Origin of the sequence: Nocardioides sp. SYSU D00065 (genome assembly GCF_017916425.1) — a bacterium.
Classification (GTDB): Bacteria; Actinomycetota; Actinomycetes; order Propionibacteriales; family Nocardioidaceae; genus Nocardioides.
On the sequence record NZ_JAFMSX010000002.1, the window covers coordinates 1,001,982 to 1,025,076 of the forward strand.

18 protein-coding genes are annotated in these 23,095 nt (G+C 71.7%); 4 read left to right on the forward strand and 14 right to left on the reverse strand.

Going from position 1 to position 23,095, the window contains the following annotated elements:
• Positions 1–7: 7 nt before the first annotated feature.
• On the forward strand, positions 8–1,102 hold the full coding sequence (locus J3P41_RS12890) for a DMT family transporter (protein ID WP_307861976.1): 1,095 nt from the start codon (positions 8–10) through the stop codon (positions 1,100–1,102).
• Here J3P41_RS12890 and J3P41_RS12895 read toward each other — a convergent pair.
• The 4 genes from J3P41_RS12895 to mce all read right to left on the reverse strand — a co-directional run bounded on the left by J3P41_RS12895 (position 1,001) and on the right by mce (position 5,680).
• The gene (locus tag J3P41_RS12895; RefSeq protein ID WP_210650689.1) at positions 1,001–2,287 is read right to left on the reverse strand and encodes an AI-2E family transporter; all 1,287 of its coding nucleotides are present in this window, start codon (positions 2,285–2,287) and stop codon (positions 1,001–1,003) included. The genes J3P41_RS12890 and J3P41_RS12895 overlap by 102 nt on opposite strands.
• A gap of 29 nt (positions 2,288–2,316) precedes the next feature.
• The gene (locus J3P41_RS12900) at positions 2,317–3,666 is read right to left on the reverse strand and encodes a hypothetical protein (protein ID WP_210650690.1); all 1,350 of its coding nucleotides are present in this window, start codon (positions 3,664–3,666) and stop codon (positions 2,317–2,319) included.
• A 94-nt stretch (positions 3,667–3,760) separates the two neighbouring features.
• On the reverse strand, positions 3,761–5,101 hold the full coding sequence (gene ccrA, locus J3P41_RS12905) for a crotonyl-CoA carboxylase/reductase (protein WP_210650691.1): 1,341 nt from the start codon (positions 5,099–5,101) through the stop codon (positions 3,761–3,763).
• Between the two features lie 87 nt (positions 5,102–5,188).
• On the reverse strand, positions 5,189–5,680 hold the full coding sequence (mce, locus tag J3P41_RS12910; RefSeq protein WP_210650692.1) for a methylmalonyl-CoA epimerase: 492 nt from the start codon (positions 5,678–5,680) through the stop codon (positions 5,189–5,191).
• 158 nt (positions 5,681–5,838) lie between these two features.
• Between mce and J3P41_RS12915 the strand changes: the two genes are divergently transcribed.
• Positions 5,839–7,029: an acetyl-CoA C-acetyltransferase gene (locus J3P41_RS12915; protein ID WP_210650693.1), complete on the forward strand. Its 1,191-nt coding sequence runs from the start codon at positions 5,839–5,841 to the stop codon at positions 7,027–7,029.
• 19 nt (positions 7,030–7,048) lie between these two features.
• Positions 7,049–8,023: a methylmalonyl Co-A mutase-associated GTPase MeaB gene (gene meaB / locus J3P41_RS12920; RefSeq protein ID WP_210650694.1), complete on the forward strand. Its 975-nt coding sequence runs from the start codon at positions 7,049–7,051 to the stop codon at positions 8,021–8,023.
• On the opposite strand, the gene J3P41_RS12925 is transcribed toward meaB, so the two are convergent.
• The 3 genes from J3P41_RS12925 to J3P41_RS12935 all read right to left on the reverse strand — a co-directional run bounded on the left by J3P41_RS12925 (position 7,969) and on the right by J3P41_RS12935 (position 10,062).
• Entirely contained in the window at positions 7,969–8,478 is a 510-nt protein-coding gene (locus J3P41_RS12925; protein ID WP_210650695.1) for a hypothetical protein, read from the reverse strand. The two genes, meaB and J3P41_RS12925, sit on opposite strands and share 55 nt — an antisense overlap.
• 151 nt (positions 8,479–8,629) lie before the next feature.
• On the reverse strand, positions 8,630–9,361 hold the full coding sequence (locus J3P41_RS12930) for an SDR family oxidoreductase (RefSeq protein ID WP_210650696.1): 732 nt from the start codon (positions 9,359–9,361) through the stop codon (positions 8,630–8,632).
• A gap of 113 nt (positions 9,362–9,474) precedes the next feature.
• A complete protein-coding gene (locus J3P41_RS12935) occupies positions 9,475–10,062 on the reverse strand; it encodes a GtrA family protein (RefSeq protein ID WP_210650697.1) in 588 nt (195 codons plus the stop codon).
• 57 nt (positions 10,063–10,119) lie between these two features.
• Here J3P41_RS12935 and J3P41_RS12940 point away from each other — a divergent pair, with 57 nt between their 5' ends.
• Positions 10,120–11,052, forward strand: coding sequence for a tetratricopeptide repeat protein (locus J3P41_RS12940; protein ID WP_210650698.1), 933 nt, complete (start codon positions 10,120–10,122; stop codon positions 11,050–11,052).
• Here J3P41_RS12940 and ppdK read toward each other — a convergent pair.
• The 7 genes from ppdK to J3P41_RS12975 all read right to left on the reverse strand — a co-directional run bounded on the left by ppdK (position 11,038) and on the right by J3P41_RS12975 (position 23,095).
• Complete coding sequence (gene ppdK / locus J3P41_RS12945; RefSeq protein WP_210650699.1) at positions 11,038–13,731, reverse strand: pyruvate, phosphate dikinase; 2,694 nt, start codon at positions 13,729–13,731, stop codon at positions 11,038–11,040. The genes J3P41_RS12940 and ppdK overlap by 15 nt on opposite strands.
• Before the next feature lie 14 nt (positions 13,732–13,745).
• Positions 13,746–14,489 carry an NUDIX hydrolase gene (locus J3P41_RS19315; protein WP_210650700.1) on the reverse strand — a complete coding sequence of 248 codons (744 nt, stop codon included), beginning with the start codon at positions 14,487–14,489 and terminating at the stop codon, positions 13,746–13,748.
• Positions 14,490–14,785: 296 nt separating this feature from the next.
• Positions 14,786–15,724, reverse strand: coding sequence for a type IV toxin-antitoxin system AbiEi family antitoxin domain-containing protein (locus tag J3P41_RS12955; protein ID WP_210650701.1), 939 nt, complete (start codon positions 15,722–15,724; stop codon positions 14,786–14,788).
• Between the two features lie 237 nt (positions 15,725–15,961).
• Complete coding sequence (gene glgB, locus J3P41_RS12960) at positions 15,962–17,941, reverse strand: 1,4-alpha-glucan branching protein GlgB (protein WP_246861956.1); 1,980 nt, start codon at positions 17,939–17,941, stop codon at positions 15,962–15,964.
• The gene (locus tag J3P41_RS12965) at positions 17,938–19,335 is read right to left on the reverse strand and encodes a hypothetical protein (RefSeq protein ID WP_210650703.1); all 1,398 of its coding nucleotides are present in this window, start codon (positions 19,333–19,335) and stop codon (positions 17,938–17,940) included. The genes glgB and J3P41_RS12965 overlap by 4 nt, the downstream gene beginning before the upstream one ends.
• Complete coding sequence (treS, locus tag J3P41_RS12970) at positions 19,332–21,062, reverse strand: maltose alpha-D-glucosyltransferase (protein ID WP_210650891.1); 1,731 nt, start codon at positions 21,060–21,062, stop codon at positions 19,332–19,334. Before treS ends, J3P41_RS12965 begins: the two co-directional genes overlap by 4 nt.
• A gap of 38 nt (positions 21,063–21,100) precedes the next feature.
• Positions 21,101–23,095 (reverse strand): alpha-1,4-glucan--maltose-1-phosphate maltosyltransferase, encoded by a 1,995-nt coding sequence (locus J3P41_RS12975; RefSeq protein WP_210650704.1) that lies wholly within the window; start codon positions 23,093–23,095, stop codon positions 21,101–21,103.

Below are 23,095 nucleotides of genomic sequence, written 5' to 3' on the forward strand. Positions count from 1 at the left end.
CATGACCGTGACGACTTTGACCCATGACACGCGGCTCTCCCGGACGACCGCCGGTCTGGTCCTCGCCGTCGCGTCCGCGGCGAGCTTCGGGCTGTCCGGATCACTCGCGCGAGGCCTGCTCGACACCGGTTGGAGCGCCGGCGCCACGGTCGCGGTGCGGATCGCGATCGCCGCGGCGGTGCTCGTGGTCCCGGGCGTCCTGGCGCTGCGCGGGCGCTGGCACCTGGTCCGCGACAGCGCCGGCCTGGTCGTCGTCTACGGGGTCGCGGCGGTCGCCGGCGCCCAGCTCTGCTACTTCTACGCGGTCACCTACATGCAGGTGAGCGTCGCCCTGCTCCTCGAGTACACCGCGCCGGTCGCCGTCGTGCTGTGGCTGTGGCTGCGACACGGGCACCGGCCCTCGGGCCTGACCTTGACGGGCGCGGCGATCGCCGCAGGCGGACTGGTGCTCGTGCTCGACGTCGTCTCGGGGGCCGATCTGAGCACGGTCGGCGTGCTGTGGGCGCTCGGCGCGATGGTCGGGGCGGCGACGTACTTCGTGATCTCCGCCGACGAGGGCAACGGCCTGCCGGGCATCACCCTCGCGGCCGGCGGGCTCCTCGTCGGAGGCGCCGTCCTGCTCCTCGCCGGCATCAGCGGGGTGCTGCCGTTCGACGCCTCGACCGCGGACGCGGTGTACGACGGGCGCACCGTCGCCTGGTGGCTCCCCGTCCTGACCCTGGGTCTGGTGACGGCCGCGTTCTCCTACGTCACCGGGATCGCCGCCGGTCGCCGGCTCGGCAGCCGACTGGCGTCCTTCGTCGCGCTGGGCGAGGTCCTGGCCGCGGTGGTCTTCGCCTGGCTCCTGCTCGGCGAGCTGCCCCGTCCGGTGCAGCTGGCCGGTGGCCTGCTGGTGCTGGTGGGCGTGGTGGTCGTCAAGATGGGCGAAGGACGCAGGCCGCTGACGGTCGAGCCCCTGCCGCAGTCCCAGCCCGAGCGCGAGCCCGCTGCACGGCAGGGGTCAGCGGGCGTCCTGCCGCGTCAGGAACACCTCGCGGTGCAGCAGCAGGAGCGCCGCCGCGAACGGCACGGCCAGCAGCGCGCCGACGATGCCCATCAGTGACCCGCCCACCAGCGCGGCGACCACGGTCACCGAACCCGGGATGTCGACCGACTTCTTCATGATCCGCGGGTAGATGACGTAGGACTCGAGCTGCTGGTAGGCGAGGTAGTAGACCAGGGCCACCAGCGCGACGGTCGGGGACACCGTCAGCCCGAGCAGCGTCATGATGGCGCCGGAGACGAAGGCGCCCACCACCGGGATCAGCGAGAAGAGCCCCACCACGAACGCCAGGGCGAAGGCGTAGTCGCCGAGCCCGACCAGGAACGAGAACACCAGGGTGCTCAGCCCCGCGCACAGGGCCACGGTGAAGGCGCCGGCGACGTAGGCACCGGTCGAGCGGATGATCCGGTCGCCCAGGTCGCTCACGCGCGGGCGCCGCGACGCCGGCGCGAGCGAGTAGGCGGCGTGCTTGATGCTCGGCAGCGAGGCGAGGAAGTAGATCATCAGCACGATGACGATCAGGCTGTTGGTGACCACGGACAGCACCCGCAGGCCGAAGCCGAGCGCGCCGCCGAACACCTTCTCGCCGAACCCACCCTCCTCGATGTAGTCGCGGGCGCGGGCGATGACGTCGTACTGGTCGTCGAGCTTCTGCACCTGGCGGTTCGACTGGAGCTGGTCGAGCCACCCCGGGGCGTTGCGGGTGATCTGGGTGATCTGGTCGCTGATGACCGGCGCCACCGCCACCACGAAGAGCGCGAGCACGCCGATCACCACGACGAGGACGAGCAGGACCGAGAGCCCCCGCCTGATGCCTCGACGCATGAAGAACTCCACGACCGGGTTGAGCCCGATCGCGAGGAACATCGACATCACGAGCAGCACCAGCACGGACGAGATGCTGAGCAGCTGCTGGCTCAGGAAGACCGCGACGAGGGCGCCGAGCGCGCCGAAGAAGCCGATCTTGAACGGCGAGTGGCGCAGCAGCAGCGGCGGCGTGGCCGGCTCGGTGGGGACGTACGGCGCCGGCGCGGCCTCGTCGACCACGAGGTCCGTGGCGTCGTCGATGCTCTCGGCGATCTCGGCGGCGGACTGCGCGGACTCCTCGGCGGCCTCGGCGGCGGCCTCGGCGCGATCGGCGTGCTCGCTGGCCTCCTCGACCAGGTCGTCCGCGTCGCCCGCCCGGGCGTCGGCGCGCGCCTGCGCCGCGGCGGGAAGCTCCGGCTCGGGGCGGTCCGTGGTCATCACGGCCGCCCGGAGCCGGGTGCGCCAGCTCAGGACTCGTCCTCGGCGAAGCCGGCGACGACGTCGCGCAGGGCGCCCAGCTGGGCGGTGATGGCGTCACGCCGCTTGGTGACGCGCTCCACCTCCGCCTGGATGTTGGCCAGCTCGCGCTCCGCCTCGGCGATCCGGGTGGCGTTGATGGAGTCGGCCTGCGTGCGGGCGGAGGCGACGACCTGCTCGGCCTCGCGGCGCGCGCGGGTCAGCAGGCCCTCCGCCTCGGCCTGGGCCTGCTGGCGGTGGGCGTTGGCCTGGGCGGTGGCCTCGCGGGCCCGCTGCTCGGCGGCGGCGGCGCGCTGCTCGGCCTCGGTGACCAGGCGCTGGGTCTCGGCGGTCGCGTTGCTGTGGTGCTCAGCGGCCTCGCGGGCGAGACGCTCCTTCTCCACCGCCAGCGTGCGGCGTGCCTCCTGCACCTCGCGGTCCGCAGCGGCCCGGGCCTGCTCGGCCTCGCGGGTCGCGGTCACCCGCAGCTCGTTGGTCTCCTGCTGCGCGGCGAGGCGGAGCTGGTCGGCCTCGCGGTGTGCGGCGGCCAGCAGGTCCTCGGCCTCGGCCCTGGCGAGGTGGCGCTCGGTCTCGGCGTCGGCGGTGAGCCGGGCCCGCATCTCGTCGAGCTCCTTGAGCTGCACGATGCGCATGTCATCGGCCTCGCGCGCGGCGTCGGCGCGAATGCTGGTGGCGTCGCGCTCGGCCTGGGCTCGGATCTCCGCCGCATCGCGCTGCGCCGCCCGGCGTACGTCGGCGGCCTCCTCCTCGGCCAGCTTGAGCATCGACGTCGCGCGACCGCCGAGGCCCGCGTAGGTCGGGTTGCGGTTCTCCTCGAGCTCCGCGCGCAGCTGCTGCAGCTCGCCCTCGAGCTCGATGACCCGCTGCTCGCTGCTGGCGAGGCTGCTGGCCAGGCCGGACTTCTCGGCCTGGAGCTGGCTCATGCGCTGGTCGACGGCGGCCTTGTCGTAGCCGCCGCGGCGCACTTGCGGCAGGGGCGCCGCGGACGCGGGCGCCGCTGCCGGCGGCATCGACAGGGGCACCGACGAAGGCACCGCCGTAGGCGCAGGCGCCGCGGGACGAGCGGCTGGGGCGGGCGGCGGGATGATCGGGGTGCGGCGCGTCGGCTGGGACTCCGCAGCCGGCGCCGAAGGGGTCGCAGGAGCTGTCTGCGGAGCCGCCGCCTCCGGGGCCGCCTCGGCGGCGGCCGTCTCGGGAGCGGTCTCGGGGGTCGTCTCGGGTGCCATCTCCGCCGCCCGCGACTCCTCCCGGGCGGTGACCGGGAGGACCTGGGTCTCCTCGGCCGCGCCCTCGGCGGGATCCGGCTCGTCGAAGATGGACAGGCCCTGGTCGCGGCTCATGCTGCGGCACCCACTCTCACGTCGTACGGACTGCGAGCCCCCAGTCTTGCCGATGCCTCCGAACGATCACAGCCCGGCTCGCGGAAGCACCCCCTCAGACGCCGCGGAAGCGGTTGATCGCGCTCTCGTGCTGCGCCCGCATCTCGTGGTCGAGGACGCCGAGACCCTCCTCCGGGGCGAGGCACAGCACGCCGACTTTGCCCTGGTGGGCGTTCTGGTGCACGTCGAGCGCGGCCTGGCCCACCTCGGCGAGCGGGTAGGTCCGAGACAGCGTCGGGTGGATCCTGCCCTTGGCGATGAGCCGGTTGGCCTCCCACGACTCGCGATAGTTGGCGAAGTGGCTGGAGATGATCCGCTTGAGGTTCATCCACAGGTAGCGGTTGTCGTACTCGTGCATGTAGCCCGACGTCGACGCGCAGGTGGTGATCGTGCCGCCCTTGCGGGTCACGTACACCGAGGCCCCGAAGGTCTCGCGTCCCGGGTGCTCGAAGACGATGTCGATGTCCTCGCCGCCGGTGAGCTCGCGGATGCGCGCCCCGAAGCGCTTCCACTCACGCGGGTCCTGCTCGGTTCCCTCGTCGTTCCAGAACCGGTAGTCCTCCTCGGAGCGGTTGATGATCAGCTCGGCTCCCATGCTGCGTGCGATGGCCGCCTTCTCCTCGTTGGACACCACGCAGACAGGGGTGGCCCCGCCGTTGAGGGCGTACTGCGTCGCGAAGCCGCCGAGCCCGCCGGAGGCGCCCCAGATGAGGACGTTGTCGCCCTGCTTCATGTTGCCGCCGTTGGTGGAGACGAGCTGGCGGTACGCCGTGCAGTTGACCAGGCCGGGGGAGGCGGCCTCCTCCCAGGTGAGGTGCTCGGGCTTGGGCATGAGCTGGTTCGCCTTCACCATCGCCACCTCGGCCAGGCCGCCGAAGTTGGTCTCGAAGCCCCAGATCCGCTGCTCGGTGTCCAGCATCGAGTCGTTGTGGCCGTCGGGGCCCTCGAGCTCGACGGAGAGGCAGTGCGCGACGACGCGGTCGCCCGGCTTCCAGCGGGTGACGCCGGGGCCGGTCTCGAGCACGACGCCGGAGAGGTCCGAGCCGACCACGTGGTAGGGCAGGTCGTGCCGCTTGGTGAGCTCGGAGCTGCGACCGTAGCGCTCGAGGAACCCGAAGGTGGACACCGGCTCGAAGATGGAGGTCCACACCGTGTTGTAGTTGATCGCGCTCGCCATCACCGCCACGAACGCCTCGCCGGGCCCGAGCTCGGGTAGCGGGACCTGGTCGACGTGCAGGGACGTGCGCGGGTCCTTGTCCTTGGACGCCACGCCCTCGAACATGTCGACCTCGTCCTTCTTCACGAAGGCGGCGCGGTAGGACTCGGGCAGCTCGAGGGAGGCGAAGTCCTCCGTGGTGGCGGTGCCGGACTCGATGGCGTCGAGGATGTTCTGCACGGGCGTCTCCTGTGGTCAGCGGGGCACGATCGGGTCAACGTACCGGCGAGTAACCTCGAGCGGCGAGAGGTGTGACGTACGTCGCTCTCAGTGGCCGCCGGGCGGCCCGACGGCTGGCTCGACCAGCTCGACCAGCACGCCACCGGCGTCCTTGGGGTGGATGAAGTTGACGCGGCTGCCGGACGTGCCGCGGCGCGGGGCGTCGTACAGCAGGCGCAGCCCGCGCCCGCGGAGCACGTCGGCGACGTGCTCGACGTCGTCGACCCGGAACGCCAGCTGCTGCAGGCCCGGGCCGCTGCGGTCGAGGAACTTCGCGATCGTCGAGTCCGGTGACAGCGGCGCCAGCAGCTGGAGGCAGGAGCCGGTCGGGTTCGAGGCGGGGTCGCCCACGCCGACCATCGCCTCGCGAACGCCCTGCTCCTCGTTGACCTCCTCGTGCAGCACCCGCATCCCGTAGGTGTCGCGGTAGAACGCGATCGCGGCGTCGAGGTCGGGCACCGCGATGCCGACGTGGTCGACGGCGGTGAACAGGTGGCGTACGTCGTGCAGCTCGTCGGAGGGCAGTGCGGGGGTGGTCATGGCCGACATGGTGCACGGCGGGGCGCGGGGGCGCGACCGGGTGTGACGTGCGCCTCACGACGACCGGTCGGCGCACCCCTGCCGGACGGAGCCGATGCCTGGGTATCGTCGCCAGAGCACCACCACCCGCATCCCGATCTGCCCGCCTGGAGGAAGCCATGTCCGGATCCGTGATCGTCGCTGGGGCACGCACCCCGATCGGGCGCCTGCTCGGCGGGCTCAAGGACCAGTCCGCGGCCGACCTCGGCGGAGTCGCCATCAGGGGGGCGCTGGAGAAGGCCGGCATCACCGGCGAGCAGGTCGACTACGTGATCATGGGCCAGGTCATCCAGGCCGGCGCGGGCCAGAACCCCGCCCGGATGGCCGCGGTCAAGGGCGGCATCCCGATGACCGTCCCCTCGATCACCATCAACAAGGTGTGCCTCTCCGGCCTCAACGCCATCGCCCTGGCCGACCAGCTCGTGCGCGCCGGCGAGTGCGACGTCGTCGTCGCGGGCGGCATGGAGTCGATGACCCAGGCGCCGCACTTCCTGCCGAAGTCGCGCGAGGGCGTGAAGTTCGGCGACGTCAAGCTCGTCGACTCGATGGCCTACGACGCGCTCTTCGACCAGTTCACCTCGCAGGCGATGGGCCTGCTCACCGAGGAGTGCAACGCCGCCGGGGCCAACCTGACCCGCGAGGAGCAGGACACCTACGCGGCGTACTCGCACCAGAAGGCCGCGGTCGCGTGGAAGAACGGCGTGTTCGCCGACGAGGTCGTGCCGGTCGAGATCCCGCAGCGCAAGGGGGACCCGGTCGTCATCAGCGAGGACGAGGGCGTGCGCGGCGACACCACCGTCGAGTCGCTGGCCCGGCTGCGCCCGGCCTTCCGCCCGGACGGCACCGTCACCGCGGGCTCCGCCTCGCAGATCTCCGACGGCGCCGCTGCCGTGGTCGTGATGAGCAGGGCGAAGGCAGAGGAGCTCGGGCTGCCGTGGCTCGCCGAGATCGGCGCGCACGGCCAGGTGGCCGGGCCCGACTCGACCCTGCAGCTCCAGCCCGCCGCTGCCACGGCCAGGGCCTGCGAGAAGGAGGGCATCTCGCCCGCCGACCTCGACCTCGTGGAGTTCAACGAGGCGTTCGCGGCCGTCGGCATCTCCTCGGCCCGCGAGCTCGGGATCGAGGACGCGAAGGTCAACGTCAACGGCGGGGCCATCGCGCTGGGTCACCCGGTGGGCATGTCCGGCACGCGCGTCGTCCTGACGCTGGCGCTCGAGCTCCAGCGTCGCGGCGGCGGCATCGGCGCCGCGGCGCTGTGCGGCGGCGGCGGCCAGGGTGACGCCCTGATCGTCCGCGTCCCTGCCAGGTGAGCCGGGGCCGGAGACGCGCGTGACCCGGCGCGGCGCGCGAGCCGTACCCGACCTCGTCGCGCGCGCCACCGACGGTGATCCGGCCGCGGTGGCCCGCCTCATCACCCTGGTCGAGGACACCTCGCCGCTCCTGCGCGAGGTGATGACCGCGTTGGGTGGGCGCACGGGACGCGCGCACGTGGTGGGCGTCACCGGCGCACCCGGCGTCGGCAAGTCCACCTCGACCAACGCCTTGGTGGCCAGCCTGCGCCGGGCCGGCAAGCGGGTGGGCGTGCTGGCCGTGGACCCCTCCTCGCCGTTCTCCGGCGGCGCCCTGCTCGGCGACCGGGTCCGGATGGGCGAGCACGCCCTCGACCGCGAGGTCTACATCCGCTCGATGGGTGCGCGCGGGCACCTCGGCGGCCTGTCCCGGTCGACCCCCCAGGCGGTGCGTGTCCTCGACGCTGCCGGCTGCGACGTCGTGGTCGTGGAGACGGTCGGCGTCGGGCAGAGTGAGGTGGAGGTGGCCGCGATGGCCGACACCACGCTGGTGCTGCTCGCGCCGGGGATGGGCGACGGCGTCCAGGCGGCCAAGGCAGGTATCCTGGAGATCGGCGACGTCTACGCCGTGAACAAGGCTGATCGAGAGGGTGCGGACCGGACCCGCCGTGAGCTGCGCACCATGCTCTCCGTGGCCGACCGGCGCGAGGGCGCGTGGCGACCGCCGGTGATCCAGACGGTGGCGAGCACGGGGGAGGGGATCGACGACCTGCTGGCCGAAGTGGAGCGCCACGCTGCCTGGCTCGAGGAGACCGGTGAGCTGGCCCGCCGTCGTACGCTCCGGGCCCGCGGCGAGGTCGAGGCGATCGCCCTGGGGACGCTGCGGGAGCGGTGGGACCGGGCCGGTGGCACTGACCTCGACCTCCTGGCGGGACGAGTGGCGGCCGGAGAGCTGGACCCCTACTCGGCCGCCGACGAGCTTCTCGCCCAGGGCTCGGTGACCAGCAGCTCCTGAAGGTCCTCGGCCGCCCGCTGCGTCCATGCCCGCAGGAGCGGCGCGCTGACCCCTTCGGCGCTCACCGAGAGCAGGTGGCCGTGAACGGCGTCGGGCACCGAGGCGATGACCGTGTGCCGGGCGCCGACGGTCAGCTCGACCGTCTCGATGCCAGCCGCTGTCGCTCCGGCGCGGGCTGCGGCGGCGAACGCCCTCCGGGCGTCTATGGTCGCCTGCGCCACCTCGGTCCGCGCCAGGCCGTGCGTGGCCACCGGGGATCCGGTCATCGTGCACAGCAGCGCGGAGGAGGGGCCGTCGATCGCGCGGAGCACGTCCACCAGCGACGACCACAGGGCAGGGGCGGCGGCGACCGGTGTCGCCTGCGTACGGACCTGCTCGCGACGGTGCTGCGACGCGCGGCCGGCCCACCCGGCAGCGCGCCGCAGCGCGCTCCGGGAGACGAGTTCTGCGGTCAAGAGACGCCCCTTCCTCATAGCCCTGTGGGCGTTCTGTTGCTTTCGCGTACGCCTTGTTGCACTCGCGTGGGCCTGAATGTAATCGGCACGCCGCCGTGCGTGCGGCGTTTCCGGCGAAGTCGGCGGGGACGTCCGCCGAGCAGGCTGCCGCTCAGCTGATGTGGAGGGTCTGCCCGGTGATTCGGGCGGCGGCGCTGCTGGCGAGGAACAGTGTGGCGTCGGCGACGGCCTGCCCGACGCGGGGCTGGGCAGCCCGCAGCAGGGTGTCGCCGGCGACCCGGCTGCCGCCGCCCGCGGAGGAGGGTGCGTACTGGCGGGGCAGGACGGCGCGCGGCGACTGGAGCACGGAGTTGACGCGGACGCCGAGGCCGGCCCAGTTCGCGCCGGCGCGGGCCGTGGCGTCGACGAGCTCGGCCTGTGCCGCCTCCGGCGTCGACGACAGCTCCAGCCAGGTGCGGACGGCGCCGGTGTTGACCACGCAGCCGCCACCCAGCGCCGGGCTCTGGCCGAGCTTGAGCCGCAACCGGGTGGTGAGGAACGTGGGCCCCAGCAGACCGGAGCGGACCGCCTCGGCGACGAACGCCCGCTCCTCGGGCGGGAGGCCGAACGGCAGGTGGCAGGTCGCGGCCAAGACCAGCACGTCGATGTGGTCCACCATCCCGACCAGGTGGTCGATGGACTCCTGGCGGGCCAGGTTGACCGACTCGTAGTCGAAGGCCGACAGGTCGCTGTCGTAGAGGGAGCGCAGCATCATCGTGCCGGTGACGGTCACCGAGGCGCCGCAGGACGCGAAGGCGGAGGCGATGGTGTGGCCCTCGCCGCGCGTGCCGCCGATGACGAGCACCTGGTAGCCGTCGAAGTCGTACGCCCCCGCTGTCGACATGCTGTCGCGTCCTCCCGTCGATCCCCCGGGGGCGTTTCTACCACGCAGTAGTCACGCCCGGACAGGTGCGCACATGCTCAGTTGGGTCACAAGATCGTCGTCACCGCACCTCGTCACTGCACCTCGTCACCGGCGAGTACGCCGGCCTCGCGCAGGGGGTCGACCAGGTCGAGGCGTCCGGTGCGGACGGCAGCGAAGGTCCACAGCTTGTTGAGCACGAAGGACAGGGGAGTCACCAGCACGATGACCGCCAGCTGCGCCCAGTACAGCCGGGTGCGCAGGCCGGTCGAGTCGTCGAGCACGTCGGTCGGCAACGCGACCGGTGAGTGGGGGTGCATCAGGAGCGTCAGCAGGGCCAGCCCCACCAGCTGTCCGCCCAGGCCGACGACCAGGAACGGCCAGTACTCCCGCCACCACCCGGCCGCCCGGCTGCTGCGGAACGTCCACGTGCGGTTGAGCTGGAAGTTGCTGAGGTTGGCGACGAGGAAGGCCAGCGTCGAGTACACGTGGTACCAGCGCACGTTGAAGTCCGACGCGGCCAGGCCGACGACGACGTCGTCGAAGTGCGGGCCGAGCCGGCGCAGCACGACCAGCACGAGCAGGTTGACCACGACGCCGGAGGCTCCTACGACGCCGAAGCGGCCCAGCAGGCCGAGGTTGCGCCGGTGTCGCGCCAGCAGCGCGGCTCCCCGGGATCCCATGCGCCGAGGCTACCGACCCGCGCCCCCGCTCGTGGCGGACCTCCCTAGGATTGGGCCATGACGCAGCAGCCGTTCAGCCGCCCCGGTGCCATCGACCTGTCCGGCCTGGGCCGGCCCGCCCCGTCCGCCGCCACCCCCGCCCCGACCGGTGCGCCGGCGGGCGCCGGGTCGTACAGCGTCGTCGTCGACGAGCAGAACTTCCAGGGCCTGCTCGAGCAGTCGATGACCGCACCGGTGCTCCTGGCGTTCTACTCCCGCACCCGCATGCCCGAGAGCGGCCAGCTGGCCGACGACCTGGCCACCGTGGTCGGCGAGCACGAGGGGCGATACCTGTTGGGCCTGGTCGACATCGACGCGGTCCCGCAGATCGCCCAGGCGATGCAGATCCCGTCGATCCCGCTCGTGGTGGCCGTCGTCGACGGTCGCCCGATGCCGCTCCTGCAGGACGCCCTCCCCATCGACGAGCTGCGCACGGCCCTGACCCAGGTCGGACAGCAGCTGACGGCGCAGGGCATCACGGGACGCCACCAGCCCCGGTCCGGCGCGGCCGCTGGCGCGGTCGGCGAGGAGGACGCGGTCGACCCGCGCTACGCGCCGGCGCAGGACGCGCTGGCGGCCGGCGACATCGACCGTGCGGTGGCGGAGTACCAGAAGCTGCTCGACGCCAACCCCGCCGACGTCGAGGCGGCAGGCGGCCTGGCGATCGCCAAGGTCATGCAGCGCACGCAGGGCGTCGACCTCAACCAGGCCCGTGCCGCCGCCGCGGAGAACCCCGACGACGTCGATGCGCAGACCTTGGTCGCCGACCTGGACATGCTCGGCGGGCACGTCGAGGACGCCTTCACCCGGCTGGTGAACCTCGTCGCGCGCACGAGCGACAAGGACCGCGAGAAGGCGCGTGACCACCTGCTGGGGCTCTTCGCCGCGGTCGGCAACGACGACCCGCGCGTGCTCGCGGGCCGTCGCAACCTGGCGTCAGCGCTCTTCTGACGGGCGCCGCTCCAGCACGGAGCGGCCCGCCTCGAGGCGGGCCACCGGCACCCGGAACGGCGAGCACGAGACGTAGTTGAGCCCGACCTCGTCGAAGAAGTGCACGGAGCGGGGATCGCCGCCGTGCTCGCCGCAGACGCCGACCTTGAGGTCGGGACGGGTCTCGCGCCCCTTCACCGTCCCCATCTCGACCATGCCGCCGACGCCGCGCTGGTCGAGCGACTCGAAGGGGGAGACGTCGAAGATCCCGTGCTCGAAGTAGCGGGAGAAGAACGAGGACTCGACGTCGTCGCGCGAGAAGCCCCACGCCATCTGGGTGAGGTCGTTGGTGCCGAAGGAGAAGAAGTCGGCGGCCTGGGCGATCCGGTCGGCGAGGAAGGCCGCACGCGGCAGCTCGATCATCGTGCCGATCGAGACGTCGAGCTTGACCCCGCGCGCCTGCTCGACCTCGGCCACGACCTGCTCGATCTCGGCGCGGACGATCTGCAGCTCGCGCACGCTCGCCACGAGCGGCACCATGATCTCGGGTCGAGGTGAGCCGTGCACGGCCATCCGGTCCGCCGCCGCCTCCGCGATGGCACGTGCCTGCATGCGGAACAGGCCCGGGATCTGGATGCCGAGCCGGACCCCGCGCAGGCCCAGCATCGGGTTCTGCTCGTGCAGGCGGCGCACGTGCGTCAGCAGCGACGCGGCCCGTTCGTCGACGCGGCCCCGCTCCTCGGCCAGCGCGACCTCCACGCTCAGGTCGGTGAGGTCGGGCAGGAACTCGTGCAGCGGCGGGTCGAGCAGGCGGATGGTCACCGGCAGACCGTCCATCGCCTCGAGGATCTCGGTGAAGTCCTGGCGCTGGAGGGGAAGCAGCTCCTCGAGCGCGGCCTCGACGCCCGCCTCGTCCTCGGCGACGATCAGCTTCTCCACGAGCTCGCGGCGCTCGCCGAGGAACATGTGCTCGGTGCGGCACAGGCCGATGCCCTGCGCGCCGAACCGGCGGGCCCGCGCCGCGTCCTCGGGGGTGTCGGCGTTGGTGCGCACCCGCAGCCGCCGGGCCCCGTCGGCGTGCGCCATGATCCGCGCGACCGCGTGGGCGAGGTCGTCGTCGAGCTTCTCGCCCTCGAAGTGGCGTACGACGACGGAGTCCGCCACCGGCACGGCGCCCGCGAAGACCTCGCCGGTGGTGCCGTCGATCGAGATCACGTCGCCCTCGCGCACGGTCGCGCCGTCGCGGACCGTGAACTGCTTGCCCTTCGTGTCGACGTCGAGCGACTCCGCGCCGCACACGCAGGTGCGGCCCATCCCGCGGGCCACGACCGCGGCGTGCGAGGTCTTGCCGCCGCGGCTGGTGAGGATGCCGCGTGCTGCGACCATCCCGCGCAGGTCGTCGGGGTTGGTCTCCTTGCGGACCAGGATCACGTCCTCGCCACGGCCGGCCCACTCCACCGCCGTGTCGGAGTCGAAGACCACCTTGCCGACCGCCGCGCCGGGGGAGGCGTTCATGCCGGTCGCCAGGAGCGTGCGATCGGACGCGGCGTCGAAGCGCGGGAACATCAGCTGGGCCAGCTGGTCGCCCGTCACCCTCAGGACCGCCTCGTCCATCTGGATCAGGCCCTCGTCGACCATGTCGATGGCGATGCGGAACGCCGCCTCGGGGGTGCGCTTGCCCACCCGGGTCTGGAGCATCCACAGCTTTCCGCGCTCCACGGTGAACTCGATGTCGCACATGTCGCGGTAGTGCCGCTCGAGGCGGACCATGATGTCCATGAGGTCGTCGTAGGACTGCCGGTCGATCTCGGCCATGTCGGCCAGCGACACGGTGTTGCGGATGCCGGCGACGACGTCCTCTCCCTGCGCGTTCTGCAGGTAGTCGCCGTACACGCCCTGCTCGCCGCTGGCCGGGTCGCGGGTGAAGGCGACGCCCGAGCCGGAGTCCATGCCGAAGTTGCCGAACACCATCGCCTGGACGTTGACGGCGGTGCCGAGGTCCTCCGGGATGCGCTCTTGTCGGCGGTAGAGCCGCGCGCGGTCGGTGTTCCAGGAGTCGAACACCGCTCGGATCGCGAGGTCCATCTGCTCGCGCGGGTCCTGGGGGAACTCCCGGCCCGCGTGCTCCTCGATGATCGCCTTGAACGCCCCGACCAGCTGCCGAAGGTCGTCCGCGTCGAGGTCGAGGTCGGAGTCGGTGCCCTTGGCTCGCTTCGCCTCGTCGAGTGCGTGCGAGAAGTGCTCGGCGTCGACGTGCAGCACGGTGCCCCCGAACATCTGCAGCAGCCGGCGGTAGGAGTCCAGCGCGAACCGCTCGGACTGGCTGCGCGCGGCCAGTCCGCTCACCGAGGTGTCGTTGAGGCCGACATTGAGGACGGTCTCCATCATCCCCGGCATCGAGAACTTGGCGCCCGAACGCACGGAGACGAGGAGCGGATCGTCGGCATCGCCGAGGCGCTTGCCCATCGCGGACTCGAGGGCGGCGAGGTGCTCGGTGACCTCCTCGGCGAGTCCGTCGAGCTCGCCGTCCTCACCCTCCTCGACCTGGGCGAGATAGGCACGACAGGTCTCGGTGGAGATCGTGAAGCCCGGTGGAACCGGCAGGCCGAGGTTGGTCATCTCCGCCAGGTTGGCTCCCTTGCCGCCCAGCAGGTCCTTCTGGTCCTTGTTGCCCTCGGAGAAGTCGTAGACCCACGTCATGGAGGCATACTGCCTCAGCGGCCGGACTCCGTATACGGCCGAGCGCCGCTCACAGCGGCCCGGACACGGCGGGCGGTGAAGTCCGCCGCCAGCTCGTCGACCTCCTCGAGCGTGCAGAACCGCACGTCGCGGATCTCGCGCTCCTGCATGACGACCCGAGCCAGGACCGACGGGGGATGGGTGCCGCCGTCGAAGACCAGGCACACCGCGTCGTCCCAGCCGCTCCAGGCCGGCAGCCAGTCGGTGAGCACCAGCACGCCCGGCTCGAGGTCGAGGCCCAGCTCTTCCTCGACCTCCCGCTGCACCGCCAGGCGCGGCGACTCGCCGACCTCCACCACGCCGCCGGGCAGGTCCCAGTCGCGCTTGTAGGTGAGCTGGCACAGCAGCACCCGGCCGTCGGGGTCGCGCACCAGCATCTGGGAGATGGCGCGCTTGCGCGGCAGGAAGGAGTTCAGCAGCGAGCGGAAGCCCTCCGGCTGGTCGACCGGCTGGTCGTCACGCACCCGGGCGTACACCACCCGGTCGGTGACCGCGCCGTCGACCGTCACGCCGCGGGTGACCCCCTCCTTGAGCAGGCCGGCCCAGGTGGCCGCCCGCTGGGCCGAGCGGTCGTCGATGCCGACGAGGGCCTCGACCCGCGTGTGCGCGGTCAGCGCCCCGGCGACCGCCTGGCGCAGCGCGTCGGTCGTGGGCTCGCCCTGCCACTGGATCCTGGCCACGCCGTCGGCCACGGTCGTCACGGTGATCGGGTCAGCCACCGGACCACCTTAACGAGGCGACTGTGGGACGGACCCCCGCCGGGTGCCGGCCTGCCGGGCTGGGCTGGCTTGCTCGGGTCGGCTCTGGTCGGCTCTGCCTGTCCATCAAGGTATGTCGGTCAATCGTTACGGGAAGTCCGCCTGTCCATCACGGTATGTCGGTGGACACGCACCTCCCTCGCGGAACTGACCTGGGGAAGTGCCTACTCACCGACATACCGTGATGAAGCAGCGGCGGCGGCGGACCGGTCCCGCCGAGCGCGCGACGTACGGCGTCAGCGCGGCTCGTACGGGCGTCAGCCGGCGTCGGCGATCAGTCGTCGCAGCCGCTGGGCGGTGCGCGCCGGATGATCGAGGTCGGACCACACCAGGCGGATCATCCACGAGCCGGTCGCCTCCCGCAGGCGGTCCTCGCGCCGCTTCTCGCGGAACACGACCTCCCCGGGGTCCTGGCCGGGCGTGAGCAGCCGACCGTACTTCTGGCGACCGTCGAACTCGCCCAACCCGCGCAGCTTGGGCCAGGCGTAGTCCGTGCGGCCGAGGAGTTCGCCATCCACGCGTACCTCGTACTGGAGGACCGGGGCGGGCAGGTGCTCGACCCAGAACAGCCACAGTCCGCGCGACTCCCCGACGGACTCCGCGCGCCCGTCCGCCATCCGTACGGGCACATGGAGGTGGCGCGTGCGCGGCCAGTGAGCCATCAGGTCGAACTGGTTGCCGATCTCGGACATCGTGCACACGCTGCGGTTCAGCGCCGAGTTGAGCACCACGAGCGCCGCCTCCGGACTGCTCGAGGACCCAGCCTCGAGCACGCACCGCGCGGGGGTCAGCACCCGGAGTCCGCCGGCGTCGACAACCTCGTCGTCGGTGACGAGTCCCTCGTGGTGCACCACGTCCCCCTCGATCCGGCCCGCGGCGCCGTCGAGTCGGGTGACGTGCACGCGCTCCAGGTCGACGCCCCAGACCTCGACCCCCAGGGCGACGCACGCCGACACGTGGCTGAGCGCGACCTTGTCGCCGAGCGCGTCGACGACGGCGCGGCACCGAAGCAGGTGGCGCTGCTCGTCGCCGACGTCGTCCCACAGGTCGGGGAACGTGTAGTAGCCGCGGCGCATCCGGCGCCAGCGGCCGGCGCGGTGCTCACGAGTGATGGCGCGGTCGTCGTACCCCGCGTCCCGGGCGTGCGCTCGGGTGAAGAAGCCGAGCTCGAGGCAGATCGCGCGCAAGGGGTCCATGCCCCGACCCTGCGCGCGACGAGCGACAACGCGGGACGTACGCGCGGCCGCCCTGGGGACAGGTGCCGCGGCGGCGTACCTGTGCACGGTCAGCGGCCCGCGACGGCGCGCCACCCCCTCTGCTGCTCCATCACGGTATGTCGCCGAACAGGCACTTCCCGAGGCGAGCTCACCGGGGGAAGTGCCTGTTCGCCGACATACCTTGATGGACAGGCAGAGGGGGGCGAAGCCCGCGGATCAGGACTCGTCGCGACGGAACCAGACCGTGGCCAGGGGCGGCACCACGATGTCGGCGTACGCCGGCTGGCCGTGGTGCTCGCCCGCGACGGCGGTGATCGAGCCGAGGTTGCCCACGCCCGAGCCGTAGTAGGCCTCCGCGTCGGTGTTGAGGATCTCCGACCACCTGCCCTCGGCCGGCAGCCCGAGCCGGTAGCCGTCGTGCGGCGTGCCCGCGAAGTTGGCCACGCAGACCAGGTCGGGGTGGCCGGGCGCGCGGCGCACGAACGAGAACACGTTCCGACCGGCGTCGTTGGCGTCGATCCACGAGAACCCGGCGGGGTCGTTGTCGCGACCCCAGAGGGCGCCGCTGTCGGCGTAGGCACGGTTCATGTCGCGCACCATCGTGTGCACGCCGGCGTGCTCGGGGTGCTCGAGCAGCCACCAGTCGAGCTCGCGGCTCTCGGCCCACTCGGACTCCTGGCCGAACTCGCAGCCCATGAACAGCAGCTGCTTGCCCGGGTGTGCCCACATGTAGGCGAGGTACGCCCGGAGGTTCGCCAGCTGCTGCCAGCGGTCGCCGGGCATCTTGCGCAGCAGGGAGCCCTTGCCGTGGACAACCTCGTCGTGGCTGATCGGCAGGACGTAGTTCTCCGCGTAGGCGTAGACCAGCGAGAACGTCATCTGGCCGTGGTGGTGGCTGCGGTAGAGGGGGTCCTTGGCGACGTAGTCGAGCGAGTCGTGCATCCAGCCCATGTTCCACTTGAAGCCGAAGCCCAGTCCGCCGTCGCTGGTCGGGCCGGTCACGCCCGGCCACGCGGTGGACTCCTCGGCGATGGTGACGATGCCGGGGACCCGCTTGTAGACGGTGGCGTTCATCTCCTGCAGGAACTGCACGGCCTCGAGGTTCTCGCGGCCGCCGTGCTTGTTCGGCGACCACTCGCCGTGCTCACGGGCGTAGTCGAGGTAGAGCATGGAGGCGACGCCGTCCACGCGCAGGCCGTCGGCGTGGTACTCCTCGAGCCAGTAGACGGCGTTGGCGTAGAGGAAGTTGCGCACCTCGTTGCGCCCGAAGTTGAAGATGTGCGAGCCCCACTCCTTGTGCCAGCCGCGCTGCGGGTTGGGGTCCTCGTACAGCGGCGTGCCGTCGAAGCGCGCCAGCGCCCACTCGTCGGTGGCGAAGTGCCCGGGCACCCAGTCCAGGATGACGCCGACGCCGGCCTGGTGCAGTCGGTCGATGAGCCGCTTGAGGCCGTCGGGGTCGCCGAAGCGCGAGTCCGGCGCGAAGTACGACGTCACGTGGTAGCCCCACGAGCCGCCGAACGGGTGCTGCATGACCGGCATCAGCTCCACGTGGGTGAAGCCCAGGTCGGAGACGTAGGGCACCAGCGCGTCGGCCATCTGGTCCCACGTGTAGAGGTCGCCGGAGTAGTGCTTGCGCCACGACGCCAGGTGCACCTCGTAGACCGACATCGCCTCGTCGACCGGCTTGCGGGTGCGGCGCGCCTCGATCCAGGCGTCGTCGGACCACTCGTGCTGGGACTGCCACACGATCGAGGCGGAGCTCGGCGGCTTCTCCGCGTACTGCGCCAGCGGGTCGGCGCGGTCGCCCCACTGCCCGTCGGCGCCGCGCAGGCGGTACTTGTACTGCGCGCCCACGCCGACCCCGTCGACGTGCACGTGCCACACGCCCGAGCCGTCGAGGCGGGTCATCGGGTGGGCGGCGCCGTCCCAGCCCGCCCACTCGCCCGCCACCTGGACCTCCAGCGCGTTGGGCGCCCAGACCCGGAACGAGGTGCCGGCGTCGGTGACCTGCGCGCCGAGCACCGTCCACAGCTCCTCGTGGCGGCCCTCGCCGATCAGGTGCAGGTCGAGCTCTCCGGGGGCGTGCGGGTCCCGCGTCGCAGCCGGCGCGGCAGCCGGTGCGGGGGTCGTCGCGGCGGTCGCGGCGGTCGGCGCGGCTGCCGTCGGAACGGCCTTCTTGGTGGTCTTGTCGCTCATCGCGTCTCTCCCAGGGCGGCCAGCGGGATGGACAGCCATCCCGGACGGTTGCGTGCTTCGTAGACGGCCTCGTAGACGACCTTGTCGGCGAGGTAGGCGTCGAGCAGCGTTTCGGCCGCGGGGTCGAGGTCCGCACCGCGCTGCGTGGTGTAGGCGTCGAGGAAGGCGGCACGGTTGCGCGCCGACCACTCCGCGGCGCGGTAGTTGCGCTGATCGGTCTCCGCCCCGGCGTCGGCACCGGCCCCGGTGAGGGCCACGACGCGGGGTGCGTAGTCGAAGGAGCGGATCATGCCCGCGACGTCGCGCCACACCGAGTCCGGCTCGAGCCGCTCGGCGAGCGGCTTGGCGGGCTCGCCCTCGAAGTCGACGATCTTCCAGCCCTTGGAGGTGCGCAGTGTCTGCCCGAGGTGGAGGTCGCCGTGCACCTGCTGCACCTCGATGCGGTCGAGGTCGCGCAGCCGGGCGAAGGTCTGGCGCAGCCGCTCCTCGTGGGGAGCCAGGTCCGGTACGACGTCCAGCGCGGCGTCGAGGCGCCCCGCCATCGCCGCGGCCAGGGCACCGGCCGCGGCTGCGTCGCGCTCCTCGACCGGGAAGTGCGCGGCGAGGTCGGCGTGCACCTGCGCGAGCGCCACGCCGAGGCGGGCGGCCTCGCCGGCGAAGTCGCCGCCGACCTCGTCGGCGTGCAGGTCGGCCTCGGCGAACAGGTTGCGCACGCTGGCCAGCGCCAGGTCCCACCCGTCGCTGGCGGTGCGCAGGAACTGCTGCAGCATCGCCAGCTGGACGGTGCTGCCGGTCTCCTCGTCGACCAGGTCGAGCCAGCCGTAGAGGGCGGCGACGTGGCTGGATCCGGCCTCGGTGAGGACCTGGTGGATGGCGATGTCGGGATTGACGCCGGGGGTGACCTTGCGGAACACCTTCATCAGCGCGTCCTCGCCGAAGGCGACCGAGGAGTTGGACTGCTCCCCGGAGAAGAGGGTGGAGTGGGCGTCGAGGTCGAGCTCGTGGCCGGGAAGGCTGTGGAAGTGCAGCAGCCCGCGGGCGGTGCTCTCCGACGGAGCCGCGAAAGCCCTGAGCCACAGCCCCATCGACTCGCGGTCGTGCAGCGCGTCGTAGACGTGCGCGTGGCCGAAGTCGTCGTCGTCCCACTCGCCCACGAGCGCGTGCGCCAGCCGCTCCTGCGGCTCGGCGTAGTAGGCGAGCGGGAGCTGGTAGAGCTCGGTGCCGTCGGGGTAGGAGATCTCGGCCAGCTCGATGGAGACCCGCACCCCCTCGGGGGCGCCGAGCACCTCGCCCACCCGGCGTACGCCGGTCAGGGTCCACTCCCGGCCCTTGCCTGCGAACCAGCGGGCGTCGCCGATCCAGGCCGCCAGCTCGTCGATGTGTGGTGCGTTCACTGCTCCACCCCCGAGGTCGTGGGATCGGTGAGCCTGAGCCACAGGAAGCCGTAGCCGCCCAGGGTCAGGAGGTAGGGGAGCTCGCCGACGGCCGGGAACGGCACGCCGCCGAGCAGCTCGACCGGGACCATGCCCTCCCAGTGCCGCAGGTCGAGCTCGACCGGCTGCGGGAAGCGGGAGAGGTTGTTGACGCACAGGATGACGTCGCGCTCGCCCCCGGCCGAGTGATGCTCGCGGATGTAGGACAGGACGCTGGGGTTGGAGCCGCCGAGGTCGGTGAACTCGCCGAGGCCGAACGCCGGGTGGCGCCGCCGGGCGTGCACGAGCCGGCGGGTCCAGTGCAGCAGCGAGGAGGTGTTCTCCAGCTGCGCCTCCACGTTGACCGACTGGTAGCCGTACACCGGGTCCTGGATCGCCGGCAGGTGCAGCTTGCCGGGCGTGGCGGCCGAGAAGCCCGCGTTGCGGTCCGGCGTCCACTGCATCGGCGTACGCACGCCGTCGCGGTCACCGAGCCAGATGTTGTCGCCCATCCCGATCTCGTCGCCGTAGTAGAGGACGGGGGAGCCGGGCAGCGACAGCAGGAGCGCGGTGAACAGCTCCATGCGGTTGACGTCGTTGTCGAGCAGGGGCGCCAGCCGGCGGCGGATGCCGATGTTGGCCTTCATCCGCGGGTCGTGGGCGTACTCGGACCACATGTAGTCGCGGTCCTCGTCGGTGACCATCTCGAGGGTGAGCTCGTCGTGGTTGCGCAGGAAGATGCCCCACTGGCAGCCCTCCGGGATGGCGGGCGTCTGCTCGAGGATCTCCGAGATGGGGAACCGCGACTCGCGTCGCACCGCCATGAAGATGCGCGGCATCACCGGGAAGTGGAAGGCCATGTGGCACTCGGTGCCGATCCAGCGGCCGTCCTCGGTCTGCTCGGGACCGAAGTACTCCACGACGTCGGCGGGCCACTGGTTGGCCTCGCACAGCAGCACGCGGCCGGGGTAGTTCTCGTCGACGAAGCGGCGGCACTTCTTGAGGAACTCGTGCGTCTCCGGCAGGTTCTCGCCGTTGGTGCCGGGCCGCTCGTAGAGGTAGGGCACGGCGTCGAGCCGGAACCCGTCGAGGCCCATGTCGAGCCAGAACGCCATCGCGTCGAGCATCGCCTGGTGCACGGCGGGGTTGTCGAAGTTGAGGTCGGGCTGGTGGTGGAAGAACCGGTGCCAGTAGTACTGCTGGCGCACGGGGTCCCAGGTCCAGTTCGACGGTTCGGTGTCGACGAAGATGACGCGGGCGTCCTCGTAGAGCTCGTCGGTGTCGGACCAGACGTAGAAGTCGCCGTAGGGACCGTCCGGGTCGCTGCGGCTGGCCTGGAACCACGGGTGTGCGTCACTCGTGTGGTTCATGACGAAGTCGATGATCACGCGGATGCCGCGCTGGTGGCAGGCGTCGACGAACTCGTGGAAGTCCTCGACGCTGCCGCACTCGGGCAGGATGTTGTTGTAGTCGGCCACGTCGTAGCCGCCGTCACGCAGCGGCGAGGTGAAGAACGGCGGGATCCACAGGCAGTCCACACCGAGCCACTCGAGGTAGTCGAGCTTCTCGATGAGACCCTGGAAGTCGCCGGTGCCGTCGCCGTTGGAGTCGCGGAAGGACCGGACCAGCACCTCGTAGAAGACCGCCGTGCGGAACCACTCCGGCTCCGCGTTGAGGACCGCCGTGGCCGCGCCTGCGTCGGTCGGCATCTGCCCCGACGAGTGGTGGGCTGACGTGGCGTGGTCGGTCAACGGGTCCTCCTGACGTGGATGATGTGGGCGGGCTCGTGACCCGGGTCCAGCCGGACGTAGTCGTGCTGGCTCCAGCTCCAGTCGGCACCGGTGATCTCGTCGTGAGCCACGAACGAGTCGTGCCAGCCCAGGCCCAGGGCCGGCATGTCGAGGTGCAGCATGGTCTCGCGCGTGCCGTGCGGGTCGAGGTTGATGACGCTGATGACCACGTCGTCGGTGCCGTCGGGCAGCGTGTGCCGCTTGGAGAACACCAGGACGCTGTCGTCCTCGCTCTCGTGGATGGTGACGTTGCGCAGCAGCTGCAGTGCCGGGTGCGCGCGGCGGATCTCGTTGAGCCGGGTGAGGTACGGCGCCAGCGTGGTGCCCTCGGCGTCGCGCTTGGCCCAGTCCCGGATGCGGATCTGGTACTTCTCCGAGTCCAGGTACTCCTCCGAGCCCGGCTTGACCGCGACGTGCTCGAACAGCTCGTAGCCGGCGTACACACCCCACGACGGGGACCCGGTGGCAGCCAGCGCGGCGCGCACCTTGAACGCCGCCGGACCGCCGTACTGCAGGTAGGCGTGCAAGATGTCGGGGGTGTTGACGAAGAAGTTGGGCCGCATGAGGTGGTCGGACTCGGACGACACCTCGACCAGGTAGTCCTCGATCTCGCGCTTGCCGGTGCGCCAGGTGAAGTACGTGTAGCTCTGGTGGTAGCCGACTGCGCCCAGGCCGTGCATCATCGCGGGCTTGGTGAACGCCTCGGACAAGAAGATGACGTCGGGGTCCGTACGCCGCACCTCGGCCAGCAGCCACTCCCAGAACGCGAGCGGCTTGGTGTGCGGGTTGTCCACGCGGAAGATCCGCACGCCGTGCGACATCCACAGCTTGACGATGCGCAGCACCTCGCGGCAGATGCCGGTGGGGTCGTTGTCGAAGTTGATCGGGTAGATGTCCTGGTACTTCTTCGGCGGGTTCTCCGCGTACGCGATCGTGCCGTCGGCGCGGGTGGTGAAGAACTGCGGGTGCGTGGTCACCCACGGGTGGTCGGGCGCGGCCTGGAGGGCGAGGTCGAGCGCCACCTCGAGGCCGAGCTCCGTCGCGCGGGCGACGAAGGCGTCGAAGTCCTCGAAGGTGCCGAGGTCGGGGTGGATCGCGTCGTGGCCACCGTCCTTGCTGCCGATCGCCCACGGCGAGCCGGGGTCGTCGGGACCGGGCGTCAGGGTGTTGTTGGGCCCCTTGCGGTTGACCTCGCCGATCGGGTGGATCGGCGGCAGGTAGATCACGTCGAAGCCCATCTCGGCGACGCGGTCGAGCCGCTCGGCCGCCGTGCGGAGGGTGCCGCCTGTGACCTTCCCGGTCTTCTCGTCGCGGGTGGCGCCCTCGGAGCGGGGGAAGAACTCGTACCAGCTGCCGAACAGCGCTCGCACCCGGTCGGCGCGGAAGCGGAACGGACCGGTGACCGACGTCAGCTCGCGCAGCGGGTGGGCCAGCAGCACGGCGTCGAGCTCGGGGTCCTGCAGCGCGGCCAGTCGCGCGGCCACCGGCCGCTCCTGGTCGCTCGCGGCGGCGAGAGCGCTCCTGACGACCCCCGCGGCGGCCTTGTCGAGCTTCGCCTCGCCCGTGCCGGCGGCGACCCGCTCGAGCAGGAGCCGGGCCTCGGTGAACATCAGCTCCACGTCGACGCCGGCCGGGATCTTGATGCCGGCGTCGTGCTGCCAGGTGGCGACGGGGTCGGACCAGGAGTGGATCTCGAAGGTCCACTCGCCCTCGACGTCGGGCGTGACGTGGGCGACGTAGCGGTTGGGCTCCTCGCCGTAGGGCACCATCCGCACCGGGGGGCGGCGGGTGCCGGCGGGGTCGGTCGCGACGACCTCGGCGCCGAGCTGGTCGTGGCCTTCTCGGAACACGGTCGCCCGGACGGGCATCGGCTCGCCGACAGTGGCCTTCGCCGACTGTCGACCCAGGTCGACGACGGGGGAAACATCCATCACGGGTATGCGGCCAACCAT